The organism is Endozoicomonas sp. 4G (genome assembly GCF_023822025.1).
Classification (GTDB): domain Bacteria; phylum Pseudomonadota; class Gammaproteobacteria; order Pseudomonadales; family Endozoicomonadaceae; genus Endozoicomonas_A.
On record NZ_CP082909.1, the window covers coordinates 2,697,301 to 2,713,062 of the forward strand.

Below are 15,762 nucleotides of genomic sequence, written 5' to 3' on the forward strand. Positions count from 1 at the left end.
ATAACGGGAGAGAGATTGGCTATGGATGGTCAGATTAGTGGGAACACAAACAAACGCATGGGTGAGCGTGGCACGCCTGATAGTGCTGTGCCACCCAAAAGAACAAAGCCGGGTGTACCAAATGAAACGGCAAATAAGGTAGCAGCCTGCGCCCAAGTCATGTCCAGCCTGAAGATATCGCCCTCTTCACTGGCGCCCTCTTCACTGGCGCCCTCTGGTAAAAAAGTGAGAACCGTATCCTTAACGGACTCCTCGCACCCAAAGACATCTCATGCCTTCGATTTCCGTTTTGTCGCCAGTGATGATGAGGTTCGACAGCTTTTAGTAGCCCGGGAACATCAGGATGTCGCTGTTATTTCCCACCCCGATGACCTCTCACAGCCCAACCTGGTGAGCCGGTTGAGCATTTCCGAAGAGGGTCGCCATACGCTGAGTGCTGGCAAGTTGTTTGAAGGCTCACAGCCATTAACCCTGGTGATGGATATCCGAAAACTCACCAGCGAGGAGTTGCCCAAATTCAACGACCTGCTGGACCCCGATAATCCCTGTTTATACGACAAAGTCAGCCAGAAGAAACGCACCCTGGGCGAGCATGTTTCGCTGTTGGTTTTGGCAGCCCCCGAACAGCTGACATCGGTTGGCCAGCGTGACAATGCTCCCGGTGCTGACTTCTGGCGCCGAATCAATCGGCCGGACAATACCTGGCAGTTTGAAGCTCAGGATGGCAATACCCCATCGATGGCTATTGACAAGGTTCCACCGTTACTGACTGAACTCCCCCCTGCCGAAAGGTCTATGGACGACGACACTACCCTTGTTATTGACTGCCACTTGCACAGCAACTGGCGACAGTTGTTGTTAGGCGGCCCCGGTGTCGATCAACAGGGGCGAATCCAACACCTGCCCGGCAGACTTGAGACATTAAGGGCCGGACAACGGGTGATTTTGAAAGGAGCCGACTGGCAGGATCTGGCCTTTGAACAGACGATTCGACAGATGCTGGCGCAACGGTGCTTTGAGAGCAATGGCAAGGTCTGCCAGTTACCCGACGATGTTCAGTTTTATCAGATGTCGGTTGGGAAGGATGAACTTCATTCTTTGTTCCAAAGCCTGTCTGATTCCAATGAGGAAGGACTTTCCAGTAATGCAGCCGGAAACCCGATCATCATTAACCAGAGTAATATCAGCCAATGGCTGAACACCATTGCCATTACCCCGGAAGGCTATGCTGTCCCTAACACCCGTCTGTTGGAACAGGTTCAGGCGGGGGGTACCGTTACCGTCACCTCTCCTCTTACTGAGGCACTCTGGTTTCGTTTCTTGGGTTCACTGCAAACCATTCGCGAGACCACCGGCCTGGCGCCCCGGCTTCAGGTGGCTCATACCAGACAGCAGCCCAAAGCCCTGGGATTAGCAAAAAATGATGGGCACGTTCTGTCCAGCCTGCAGGATAAAGTCAGGGGTCACGGCGCTTTTAATACGGTCACTTATCGGCATCATGCTCAGGCCAGTCGTTGGGTAAATCAACATCCACAAGCACCTCTGGTGATTCAGGTTAATGACCAGACCAGCTTCAGCCAGCTATTTGATGATATCCATATCACCTCGGAACAAAAAGCCCATTTTGGACGACATCCGAGTAAGTTGCAGGAGGCATTAACTACGGGTGAGCCGGTGATCCTCCGGGGGCTGGAAACCAACCCAACCCTTCAGCAACTTCTGGAACCCCTGGCTGTCGGGCAACCGCTGTCAGTGAATGGTCATTTGCAGGCCTACCCACAGGCTCGTGTGACCGTACTCTGGCCTGAGTCTGTGAAAAGTCCATCTACCCTGTTCAATTCGATGGTCGCCACGGGTACGCCGTGCCCCGACCTCGATCTCTGGGCTATCAATGCTGACAGATATGATATTCCCCGTGCTGAACTGCCAGAGCAAGCACTTGATAAGCTTTACGAAGCCTTTGAAACCGTACCTGACAACCTTTGTCATCCTTTACCCAAAATGACCGACGCCTTGTTAAATCAGCTGATACTGGCTGCCCGGCGGGCACAGCAGGAAGACCAGTCGCTTCAGCTTCTCCCCCGCCACTGGCGCAAGGCCATCAATAGCACCATTACCCATGGCACCCGGCAGCATCCGACGGTACGGGATTTTATGAAAGTGGCTTGTTGGGAGTTATTGCCAGATGCCCATAAAGAGCCAGATCAAGCTACTTCAGTTGACCCGGATCAATTAACGGCCATCATTAACGGGGCTCCCCAGCTGGACAGAGCCTTTGTGAAGCAGAACCTGTGGTCACTGGCCAGAGCCTTTGACCCGACAGTATTTAATGGATCATTACAACTGTCCTATGAAAAACCACTGCCATTGCCAGATGAAGACGAAATTCTGGACAGGCTCTGTGCCATAATCGTGGCCCATGGGCCTGAAAATCAACGACAGGCCATAGCGTACCAGTTGCAAGTGGATCTGAAGGCAGCCGAGCCCTACCAATCCTTAGCCATCAGGCCAACAAGACAGATTAAACGTTTGCAGGATGCACTGGCTTCTGGCTGGCAATTAACTTTGCCACCGGGGCAGACCCGATCCGATACCCTTCACACGCTGGCCTCCGATTGTTTTCAAATAGCCAAAACAACAAAGCCTGAAACAGAAGGCATTGAACGTATAAAACATCGACTCTCTGAATCACTGGTATTGCAGTGCGCTGGTGATAAGCCCTGGTCAACACTGGCCGGGGATCTTTATCACAGTAATATCAATCAGGAGGATCGTGAAAGCCGTCGATTATCCCGACTCCATGACCGGCTAACGGACTCTCCCGTTATCTTCCTCCAGGGAGAAACCGGCACTGGGAAAAGTTACTTTTCCGCTAAAATGGCAAACACTTCAGGACCGGCTGCGGTGCTGTCCCTTGGCCCTTCTGACAGCGAACAGACTTTGATGAAACGCTGGCAGTGGAAGGAACAAGCCGATGGCGATCGCACAATGGAGCAGCAAGAACGAATGCTAATGGATTGGGCCAAAGCCCGATCCGACAAAGACGACGAATACCTCACGCTGGTGCTGGATGAAGCCAACCTGACCCAAACCGGGTTGCTGGCATCATTGAATGGTTTATGGGAACCGAACCCCTGCATCTATGTGGATGGTCATCCTGTCCCGGTCAGCAAAAAACACCGGGTCATTCTTACCGGTAACCCGGATGATTACGCCGGACGCCAGCTGGACCCTGCCCTGAAAGAGAAACTGCCCAGGGCTTACTACCCACGGTTAGATCAGGCTTTCCTCAGGGACAGGGTGGTGGAACCGGCTCTGGTCAATCAGTTACAACAACGGAGTCTAACGGACTCTGAAATAAACGACATTGCACGCAGTGCCACCAAGAGTGTGATGGCACTCTGGCAATTTTATCAGGAACTGTTGCCTGAACATGAGTTCACTCCCAGAGATCTGACGGATATCTGTAGTTGGGTAGGCTGGTATCTGGATCGTTCGTTATCCCCCGGTGACACGGTTGACTGCAAGCAAATACACAGTTTGATCCAACAAAGCTTTCGGGATGTACTGGGGCCTGAAATCGGCGAGACGCATCAGGATGCCCTGTCCGCACTGGATATCTGGTTTGCAGCCCATTACCAGACAGACAACACCCTGAGAGACAAAGTGCATAGCCATACCTTGCCTGGTATTCAGGAAACCTTCAGAGCAGTCGCCGACAAATTCCGACCTGATTTTGATACCTCCGGATCCGCCGTCTGTGAACTGGTACAACAGATTGGACAAGATTTAAGCCGCGCTCAGCAGGCTCACCATCACTTCAAAAAACACGGCGGAAGACAGGCGACACTGATTGAAGGCCCAGCCGGGCGCGGTAAGGATGTCACCCTGAACCTGATGATCGACAGTATCAGAAAGCAGGCCTGGGACCGGCAAGAATCCATGCCGGAGGTCTACTTCCTGAATGCCTGTGATTGTTCCTGGGACGAAGTGTGTAAAACCATCCAGAAGGCAAAAGATAAAGGCGGCATCGTGGTGATTTCAGAAATGAACCTGATCGACAGCCAGCATCTGGAAGGTGAGTTAAACGATATTCTGGCCGGTGACGCCCATCCGGGTTTTCATCTGTTTGCCACCATCAACCCACCCCAGTACAGCGGACGAAAACCCTTATCACCGGCACTGAAAGGACGTTTTCGACATTTGCCGATCCGGCAGTACAAACCGACAGAATTGCAGGCCATTGCTGAGAAAGTGTTACCAGAAAGCCCGGAGGGGAAATCCGCGGCTGAACAGCTGACCCAAATACATTGTGAATTGAGAGGTGAGCTAGAAAAGCAAACGCTGCCTTTACTGCCGACCAGTTGTGATTTACAAAATGTCGCCAGGGTTGTTGCCAGAGGGCGTGATTTCAGCAAAGAAGGCCTTCATCAATGCCTCAATAAGCACTATCGGCTCTATCTGATGGCTGCTAAAACATCGCTGGAGCAACTGTCCGGGTCATCGGCTCTTGCTATAGGCAAGGGAGCGTTTCATTCTGGACTGTGCCGTTGGTTCAACGAAACATCGGGCATGGATCGTCCGTGGTTGATACGACGCAGTCATCGCAACAGTACCGATGAAAAACACCATGAAATTTGTGTTGAGGCCCAACTGAATCCAGAGGAAGCTAAAACAGAAATCATCAAAAGGGTGGCCCAGGCCCAGTGGCAGTCGTCCGGTCTTTCCCTGAAACCGGATGAGTCGGACGGTATTCTCACCGGGGGATTGTACCGATACTGGCAGCAACGCTGGTTTGCTCACAGGTTTGGCAAGACCGGTGTGGACGCTAATAGCGTCTTTCCCATGACGGAAGAACAGCAACAAACGATGCAATTATCGGCTAACCGGCCTTACCTTCATGAAGCTGATCGGCAGATAAGCGCATGGCACGCCAATGGCGCTCGATGGTGGACTGCGTTTTGGCATCAGCTCAGTGAGCTGCCGGAGCACCTGGTTGATGATTTTATTAATGAAGCGTTGACTGCTGGCAGTGATAAGGCTCCTGAACACTACGAGCCAAAGCCCATGGATAAAAAGCCTATGGATAAAAAGCCTATGGATAAAAAGCCTATGGATAAAGCGTTAACTGCTGTTCGTGATAAGGCTCCTGAACAATACAATCCACAAGACCGCGCAAAACAGATTCCGGCAATTGACCGGTCAACGAACTATCAGGGGCAGGCTATACGACAAGAAGAACATATCCTTTTTAAATTGACTAACCGTTGTTCAGAGAATTATCGGTGGTCGGCAGAGGATATTTATGTGACAGCTCAGGGCGACATCAAAGAGATCAATATTAGTCATCTGTCCGTACAGGGAACCGAAGTCCTCATACCGGCCCAGTTACCAGACCATCATCAGCTAGTGACATTAGCCAGAGATCAAACGCTGGCGACCTTCGAATGGCAACCGAAATGGAGGGTGGATAATGGTCGATATCCGTTACCGAGCCTGACGAAAGACGACCATATTACAGCTTTTCGCGTAACACCCGATGTTGAACATTCCCTGTTCAGGGACTGCTGTACCGGGCTTCACTCACTGCAGCTCCATGAGACTACAACCGAAAATATCAAGCTTGCCTACGTCGTAGAACCCATAAAGCGGGGCAAAGAAACACGAGCCCGGCCAGAACCATCAACATGGTTTGACACCCGCTGCTCAGAACATGTGAAAACACTACTGAACGACATGTTTGATAACATTGACCATCAACCCTTCGAAATACAGGAACCTTTGCGGAAAATAAAAAACGCTGAAAACACGAAGCAACGCATAGGGGCGATCAGGGACTACTGTCTGGGGTTTTCCGGTGATGCCATGCCACAGCGCAATCAACCTTTCTTTGAATTCCTCGTCAAACAGCGGCAAGGGAGCTGTCGTCATCGTGCGCCTGTTTTTGTGGTTTTGTGTCGTTATTTCGGGATTCCCTGTCGGCAAATTTCTACACGTAATCACGCCTTTGCAGAGTACTCATTGGATGGCGGCCAAACCTGGGAGTCTCAGGATTTGGGCGGGGCGCCCGTCAAACTAAAAAAAATCCTGCCTGAATTCCAGCCCACCAGACAGGTCAGTGGTTCTGGTGCTGAGTCAAAAAAGATCAGGGATCTCCTGAAAGGTGCTGATTTACCGCAACAGGTGGCTCTGGCTAAAGTCTATGGCGTGACTCTTGAGGCACTGAACGAAGCCCTTGCAACAAACGGTGCATTGCCAACAACCTATCTGCCTACTGTTGAAATAGTAAAGAGGCTTTGGCAGGAAAAAGATTTAGCCAGTTTTTCCGTGGGTGTCTCGTTGCTATTGGAGAAAAAATTTTTGGGAGATGATGAGCAGCAATTGATTGGTGGTTTGACTCACGACGATAAACGTAAGCGTTACAACGATAAACTTGCCCGTCACACGTTGATGTCGGAGGCAGTCAAACATATTTTGTCCAGCAGTGATAAAGATCAAGTCACTGAACAACTCAAGTTGCTCTATTCAAAAATGATGGATCAGACCGGAGCAAACCCTAAACTGTGGTTCACCTCAATGTTTTATACACTGGAAGACATTAACTTGAACCAACCTTCGGTTATTGAATTTGTCCGTGAAGCTCTGAAATCGGGTTGGCTGAATCCACCTCTGACCTATAAGTTCAGCACTATAAGTTTCGGAAGACATATTGAGCTATTGCTGCGTCTGAAAAATGTCGATGAACTGAGGGTTGAAACCACACATTGCCTGAAAAAGTGCTACGAGACATGGTTTTCCAGGGAGACAAATAGTCAACTATGGCGGTTGGCTTATAAAAGCTTCCAAAAAAATCATCCTTTCTACATCACTCATCGTTGTGACGGTTTTTCGTTATCCCTTCAAGATAAGATTAAAAGCACATCTGTACGGATCGACTGGACGGACAAACCCGAGGGCATTCCGAACATAGAACGAATGCTGGGGCGCCAGCCGGCGTTTCAACAGTTAAACTCCGGCGAGGCGAACCACCGTCCGGTCATTATCCTGTGGGAACCTGACTGGAAATGCAGAGTGATTAACGAAAAGGTCGAAGCCCTGGTTCAACGAAAAATTGAGAACAGCCCGGAGTTGCAGCAGATTGGGGAGAAAAACCGTTTGAATGATTTAAGAGAGAAATGTCGACAAGCGATTCGACAGGCCTTCAGCCATTACCTGTATGAAGTGACACACTTGAAAGGCGGTGGCTTAACCTATTGTTGGTGCGGTATCCACATCAGGATTGGATGTCAGTATGGTGCCCATGACCCATCCTCCCCAGAAGAGCTGTATGCCATGATGTCTGAAATGGGCAAAGGGTATTGTGAGGAATATGTTGATGATGCCTGCTTACGAGGGGCACTCAAAGCCAGTAACGCTCTGGTGCTCAGGTCCGATGAGATGACAACTATTGTCAAAGAGTTTGTCAGCAGCATGAATCTGGATTCGATTTATGAGTCGTTGGATTTTTAGTGCGTCAGTACAATTATTTTGATGTGAACAATCTACGTTCATCCTGAGCGCCCTTCGACTCCGCTCAGGATGCACAGTCGAAGGATGCGGACTCCGAACCAACAATGAAGATCGTGCCAACCACCCTTCGACTCCGCTCAGGGTGAACGGAGTTTGGGTGCCACTTAACTTATATAGGGAACCCGTCAATCACATTGAAACCGTGCACTAGGAGCCTGACCGAGAATAGCTGCCCTACTGCGGCGACAGCAAATTGGTCTAAAAATCCGCTTTTGTTCGTCAAATAGCTAGCTATTCTCCTCACAAAACCGAATTTTTATCCTCAATTTTCTGCCGTCCTCGCTACGGGCGCCATTCTCGGTCAGGCTCCTAGCCACAGAACTTTCTTCCTTTCTGAAGGTCATAGCATTAAACAATTTCAATGCAGTTCTTCAGATGACAGGAGAGAGATTGACTATGGATGGTCAGATTGGTAGGAACTTAAACAACCCCCCTGTTCAGGGTGATGTGCCTGATAGTGGTCTGCCAGCCAAGAGAACAAAGTCGGATTTATCGTCAAAGGGGAAGGCAAAGAAGGTAAAAGCCTGCTCTGAAGCCATGTCCAACCTGAATATATCGCCATCTTCAGCGCCCCCCGGCAAAGCGAGAACCGTATCCTCAACGGACACCTTCTGCCAAAAGCCATCCCATGCCTTCGATTTCCGTTTTGTCGCCAGTGATGATGAGGTTCGACAGCTTTTGGTTGACCAGACCTGCGATAAACATCAGGACGTCGCTGTTATTTCCCACCCCGGTGACCTCTCACAGGCTAACCTGGTGAGCCGGTTGAGTATTTCCGAAGCGGGTCACCGTACGCTGAGTTCAGGCAAGCTGTTTGAAGGCTCACAGCCATTGACCCTGGTGATGGATATCCGAAAGCTCACCGGCGAGGAGCTGCCGAAATTTAACGATCTGCTGGATCCCGACAACCCCTGTTTATACGACAAAGTCCGCCAAAAGAAACGCCCCCTGGGTGAGCATGTTTCGCTGTTGGTTTTGGCAGACCCTGAACAGTTGGCATCGGTTGGCCGGTCTGACGATGCCCTTGGTGCTGATTTCTGGCGACGAATTAATCGACCGGGCAATAGCTGGCAGTTTGACGCACAGAGCGACAATGACTCGTCGATGGATATTGATGAGGTTCCACCGTTACTGACTGAACTCTCCCCTGCCGAAAGAACTATGGACGACGACACTACCCTTGTTATTGACTGCCACCTGCACAGCAACTGGCGGCAGTTGCTGTTCGGTAGCCCCGGTGTCGATGAACAGGGGCGAATCCAGCACCTCCCCGGCAGGCTTGAGACATTAACAGCCGGACAACGGGTAATTTTGAAAGGAGCCGACTGGCAAGACCTGGCCTTTGAACAAACGATTCGACAGATGCTGGCGCACCAGTGTTTTGAGAGTAATGGCAAGGTCTGTCCGTTACCCAACGATGTTCAGTTTTATCAAATGCCGGTAGAGAAAAACGAGCTTCGTTTACTGTTCCAAAGCCTGCCCTGCCCTTCTGACCAGGAAGGTGATAAAGAGCAGGCACCACCAAACCCGATCATTATCAACGAGAGTAATATCAGCGAATGGCTAAATCCGATTGCCATTGCCCCGGAAGGTTATGCAGTTCCTAACACCTGTCTATTGGAACAGGTTCGGGCGGGTGGTGTGGTTACCGTAACGTCTCCTCTTACTGAGGCCGTCTGGTTTCGTTTACTGGGATCCTTGCACACTATTCACGAAACAACCGGCCTGGAGCCCCGGCTTCAGGTGGCTCATTCAAAACAGCAGCCACAAGCGTTGGGGTTGCAAGAAAACGATGAACAGCCTCTGCCCAATGTCAGCACTCAGTCTGCCTTTAAGGCAACCATTTATCAGCAACACGCCCAGGCAAGTCATTGGATCAACAATGACCCGACAAACAATGACCCGACAAACAATGACCCGACAAACAATGACCCGACAAACAATGACCCGGAAGCCCCTCTGGTCATTCAGGTCAATAGCCAGACCCGCTTCAGCCAGCTATTCGATAATATTCGTATCACTTCGGAACAAAAAGCCCATTTTGGACGACGCCCAAGTGGCTTGCAGGAGGCATTGACCACTGGCAGGCCGGTGGTATTTCGAGGGTTAGAAAGCCACCCAACCCTTCAACAGTTATTGGAACCCCTGATTGTCGGGCTACCTCTGTTGGTGAATGGCCAATTACAGACCTACCCGCAGGCTCATGTCACTGTGCTCTGGCCTGAGTCGGCGAACAGCCCCTCTCCAATATTTTGTTCGATGATTGCCAGGGGCGAGCCGTGTCCTGAGGTTGATCTCTGGGGTATTAATGCCGACAGGCATAGTATTCCCCGGACTGAGCTGCCAGAACAAGCACTTAATAAACTTTACGAAGCTTTTAAAACCGTGCCTGCTGAGCTTTGTAGCTCGCTGCCTGAAATCACCGAAGCCTTGTTAAATAACCTGATATTGGCTGCCCGGCGGGCACAGCAGCTTGACAAGTCACTACAGCTTTTACCCCACCACTGGCGCAAGGCCATTAATAGCACCATTACCCATGGCACCCGGCAGCATCCGACGGTGCGGGATTTTATGAAAGTGGCCTGTTGGCAGTTATTGCCGGATGCTCATAAAGAGCCGGATGCTTATAAAGAGCCGGATGCTTATAAAGAGCCGAATCAAGCCGCCTCGGTAGACCCGGACCAATTAATGGCTGTCATCAACAGGGCTTCCCGGTTGGATAGAACATTTGTGAAGCAGAACCTGTGGCCATTGATCAGAGCCTTTGACCCGGCAGTATTTGATGGAGACTTACAACTGTCCTATAAAACACCACTGCCATTGATCGATGAAAACGAAATTCTGGACAGGTTCTGTGCCATGGTCGTGGCCCATGGGCCTGAACAACAACGAAAGGCAATGGCCTATCAGCTGGAGATTGATCTGCAGACAGCGGAGCCTTACCAATCCTTAGCCATCAGACCAACAAAACAGATAAAACGTTTGCAGGATGCCCTGGCTTCTGACTGGCAGTTAACTTTGTCACCAGGGCAGACCCGATCCGATGCTATTCACGGGCTGGCCACCGATTGTTTTCACATCACCAGAACAGCAACGTCTAAAACAGAAGGCATTGAACGTATAAAACAGCGACTGTCTGAATCACTGATATTGCAAGGTGCTGGTGATAAGCCCTGGGCTGCACTGGCTGAGGATCTTTATCACGGTAAGATCAATCAGCAGGATCGTGAAAACCGTCGATTATCCCGACTCCATGACCGGCTTACGGACTCTCCCGTTATCTTCCTGCAAGGGGAAACTGGCACCGGGAAAAGTTACTTTTCAGCGAAGATGGCGAGGGCTTCAGGAGAAGCAGCAGTGATTTCCCTTGGCCCTTCTGACAGCGAACAGACCCTGATGAAACGCTGGCAGTGGAAAAAACAGGCCGATGGCGACCGCGCTATGGTGCAGCAAGACCGGATGCTGATGGAATGGGCCAGGGCCCGGTCCGATGAAGACGGAGGATACCTCACTCTGGTGCTGGATGAAGCCAATCTGGCCCAGGCCGGGTTGCTGGCGTCATTGAATGGTTTATGGGAACCACAACCCTGCATCTACGTGAACGGTCATCCTGTCGAGGTCAGCCCAAAGCACCGGGTAATTCTCACCGGCAACCCCAATCATTACGGCGGACGCCAGCTCGATTCGGCCTTGAAAGAGAAACTGCCCCTGGCTTACTACCCTCGTATGGACCAGGCTTTCTTGCGGGACAGGGTGGTGGAACCGGCTCTGGTGAATCAGTTACAAGGGCATCTGCCGGATTCTCAACTAAGAGAGTCTGACATAAACGAAATGGCACGCGGCGCCACTGAGGGTGTGATGGCGCTGTGGCAGTTTTATCAGGAACTGCTGCCAGAGCATGAGTTCACTCCCAGGGATCTGACGGATATCTGCAGTTGGGTGGGTTGGTATCTCGATCGTTCGCTATCCCTGGGTGGCAAGGTTGATTGCAAGCAAATACACGGTTTGATCCAACAAAGTTTTCGGGATGTACTGGGTCCGGAAATCAGTGAGACTCATCAGGATGCCCTGACAGCACTGGATATCTGGTTTGCTGTCCGTTTCGAGGCGGACAACACCCTGAGAAACAAAGTGCATAACCAAACCCTGCCCGCTATTCAGCAGACCTTCAGAGCAGTCACTGAAAAAACCCGACCTGACTTTGATACCTCTGGATCCGCCGTCTGTGAACTGGTGCAAAGGATTGGGCAGGATTTAAGCCGTGCCCAGCAGGCTTATCACCACATCAGAAAACACGACGGCAGACAGGCGACACTGATTGAAGGCCCGGCTGGACGGGGCAAAGATGCCACCCTGAGCCTGGTGATTGAAAGTGCCAAAAAGCAGGCTGGACAACGGCAGGAATCCATGCCGGAAGTCTTTCCCCTGAATGCCTGTGATTGTTCCTGGGACACAGTGCGGGAAACGATCGAGAAAGCCAAAGCCAAAGGCGGCATTGTGGTGATCTCGGAAATGAATCTGCTGGACAGCCAGCTTCTGGAAGGTGCGTTAAACGGAACCCTGGCCGGTGATGCCCATCCGGGTTTTCACCTGTTCGCCACCATCAACCCGCCTGAGTACACTGGGCGAAAACCCTTATCACCGGCGCTGAAAGGGCGTTTTCGACATTTGCCCATCCGCCAGTATAACCAGACAGAGTTGCTGGCCATTGTTGAGCAAGTGTTGCCACAGAACCCAGAAGCGAAAACGGTGGCCGCAAATCTGACTCAGCTGCATTGTCGATTGGGGGCTGAGCTGAAACGGAAAAACCTGCCGTTACAGCTGACCAGCCTTGATTTACAAAATGTCGCGAAGGCTGTTATCAGCGGGGGCGATTTTAGCGAAAGCACACTGCATCAATGCTTCGAACAGCACTACCGGCTTTATCTGATGGCAGCCGACCTGTCGTTGGCAAAACTGTTGGAAGAAATGCCGGTGTTATCGACTTTTGTCATGGGTAAAGGCGCGTTGGATGCTGGCCTGATCCGCTGGTTTAACAAAACAGTACCGAACATGAATCGCCCGTGGTTGATACGAGGCAGTCATCGCAACAGTGTGGATGAAAAAAATCATGAAATGTGTATTAACACGCAATTGGGAGCAGAGGAAGCCAAAACAGAAATCATCAAAATGGCGGCTCAGAGCCAGTGGCAGGCATCCGGTCTTGCCCTGAAGCCAGACGAGTCCGATAACAGGCTCACTCAGGCACTGTACCGATACTGGCAGCAACGCTGGTTCGATCGTGAGTTTGGCCAAACGGGCGTGGCTGCCAACAGCGTCTTTCCGCTAACAGAAGCAGAGAAACAAACCTTGGCATTACCGACTTCCCAGCCTTATCTTCAGGAGGCTGAACAGCGGATAAGCACATGGAAGTCCAATGTCGTTCAATTATGGCCTGGGTTCTGGCATCAGATACGTCATCTGGTGAACGGTGGGGGTGGTGATTATATGAACGAACCGTTAGCTATGGGCGGTGATCACACTCCTGAACCATACAGTCCACAAGACCATGAAGAACAGGCTCCGGGATTGGACCGGAAAACGGACTATGAGAAGAGCCCGTTGAAGGCATATAACGATCATAAAATTTTTGATACGGAGAAGACTTCCTCTCATATGTATCGCTGGAAGGCAAAGGATATCTTTGTGACTACCAAGGGGGATGTCAAAGTGATTGAGATGAGCGATAAGGGCATTCAGGAGGTCGAAACCCTCATACCGGCCCGGCTACCAGAGTACGGCCAGAAATTCACATTAGCCAGAGGTCAAACGCTGGCGAGCTTGAAGGTGTCACCGGAAAATGGCCGATATGCATTGCCCAGCCTGAAGCCTGACGACTGCATCATGGCTCTGCGCACAAAGCCTCATTTCCGCTCATTTACCCTGGTCAGGGATACCTATACCGGGCTTCACACACTGTTTATTCCTGAGGCCAAAGCCAACCAGAGAATTCGTTGTACTTATGTCGTAGAACCCAGAAAACCGGGAAAAAGAAAATCGGCTACAGCAGCCCGATCCGATCGATCAACACGTTTTCAAGCTCGCTGCTCAGAAGGCATGAAAACCGTACTGGACGAACTGTTTACGACCATTGATGACCGGTATCCACCGGAAGTACAAGTGCTTTTGCGGACAATGAAAAAACCGGATGACACCAGGCAACGCATTCAGGCGGTCACGGACTATTGCCAACAGTTTTCTGGTGAAGCTCAACCAGAGAGTGGTAAAAATTTCTTTCATTTTCTGGTAACACAACGGCAAGGCAGCTGTCGTCATCGTGCGCCTGTTTTTGTTGCTTTGTGCCGTTATTTTGGGATCCCATCCCGACAAATTGAAAGCGCTCGGCACACCTTTGCTGAATACTCCATGGATGGAGGCCAAACCTGGGAGTCAGTCGATTTGGGCGGGGCGCCGCCCTCACTGATAACAGAGACCACATCCCGCTTCCAGCCCATCAGGAAGGTCATGAGTACCAGCACTGAACTCAAGAAGATTAAGGATCTCCTGAAAAGTGCTGATTCAGCACAACAGCAAGCTCTGGCTAAAGCTTTTGGTATGAGCCTTGAGAAACTGAACAAAACCTTTGACACCAACATGGCACGACTGGAAACCCATCTGAGTATTTCCGAAATAATAATAAATCTTTGGAAGCAAAACGATTTAACCGGTTTTTCCATGGGCGTCTCAATCATCGAGTCGCTGGAGACAGAAGCATTGGGCGAGGACGTGAAAGCATTGATCGGTGCTGCTGTGACTAACGACGATGGGGACAGCTATCTACTGATGTTGGAGACCATCAGACACATCCTGTCCAACAGTGATACCGGTCAGCTCATTGAACGACTCAAGTCACTCCATGCCAAACTGATTGTTCAGGGCGGAGCGAGTCCTAAAGAGTGGTCGGTTTTAATAAGGGAGCTACTGAGATGCAGGATACTGAAAGGCAAAGCCCTGACTGACCTTTCGGTTATTCGACTTGCCTCTGAAGTTCTGGATTTGGGTTGGCTGTATCCACCGCCGATCTACGACGGCAGAAGTAGGGTAACTCCCATGATGTATCACAATCTATTGATGAATATGAAGCAGTCCGCTGAACTTCAGGTTAAAGCTGACCATTACCTGAAAAAGTGGTACCAGGATTTTTTGTCCAGGGAAAAAAATAGCCAAATATGGCGGTTAGCTTATGAAGAACTCCAAAAGAAAGAAAAGGACACCCCGTTTGTCACTCAGTGCTATGAGGGGTTTTCGAAATCCTTTGAAGCGCAAATGATCTGCCAATCATCACAGGCTGGCTGGACGGATCAACCTGAGGGTACTCCGAATGTAGAACGAATACTGGTGAATCATCCTGCGTTCCCGACGTTAACTTCGGCCAAGACGGGTCACCGTCCGTTGATTATCCTGGGGAACAATCCTATCCGCCGCGTTGGAGTCATTGATGACAAGGTCGCAGAACTGCTTCAGCGAAAAAGTGAGAGTAGCCCGAACCTGAAGCCATTGTTAGAAAAAAGCAATAACTTTAATGCAGTGTTAGAACGATACCGAAAGGCTCTGTTGGAATCAGGTCTGGAGGCACCAGGTCTGGAGGAATTAGATCTGGAGGACTTAGAGGATAACAGTGGATGTGCAAGCTATGACTCATCAATGCCTGCTGATGAACAAGCTCAAGAAGACGAAGAAAAAAGACGTGATATCAAAAGCACCTACGCCCCCATTATAAAGTCCCTTCGGTTGTCATCGATAGAGCAAGATCTTCTGGATGGTTTAAAAGACAAATACAAGCAGGCGATTCTGCAGGCTTTCAGTCACTACCTTTATAGAGTGGCTAACTCAAAAGGCGGTCACCTGACGTATTGTTGGGTCAATGCTGCCATCAGGGGCTTTACCGCAAAAGGTCAATTTGGTTCTCATGTTCCATCCTCACCAGAAGAGCTCTATACGATGATGTCTGCCTTTGATGGCCTCGCTGGGTTTGAGCAGCATCTTAAAGATGCCTACTTAAAGCATGCGCATAACGCCAGTAACGCCCTGGTGCTCAAATCCCATCAGCTGATCCAAATAGCCGACGAGTTTGCGGCCACCGTTGATTTGAACTCGATTTACGAGTCATTGGATGTGTAGAACTTTTTCCCTTTCTGAAGGTCATACCATTAA

General features: G+C 50.5%; 2 protein-coding genes. Both read left to right on the forward strand.

The window, feature by feature from the left end; translation table 11 throughout:
- Positions 1-21 precede the first annotated feature (21 nt).
- Positions 22-7,509: an AAA family ATPase gene (locus K7B67_RS10680; RefSeq protein WP_252180316.1), complete on the forward strand. Its 7,488-nt coding sequence runs from the start codon at positions 22-24 to the stop codon at positions 7,507-7,509.
- Between the two features lie 456 nt (positions 7,510-7,965).
- Positions 7,966-15,729, forward strand: a complete 7,764-nt coding sequence (locus tag K7B67_RS10685) for an AAA family ATPase (RefSeq protein WP_252180317.1) — start codon at positions 7,966-7,968, stop codon at positions 15,727-15,729.
- Positions 15,730-15,762 lie beyond the last annotated feature (33 nt).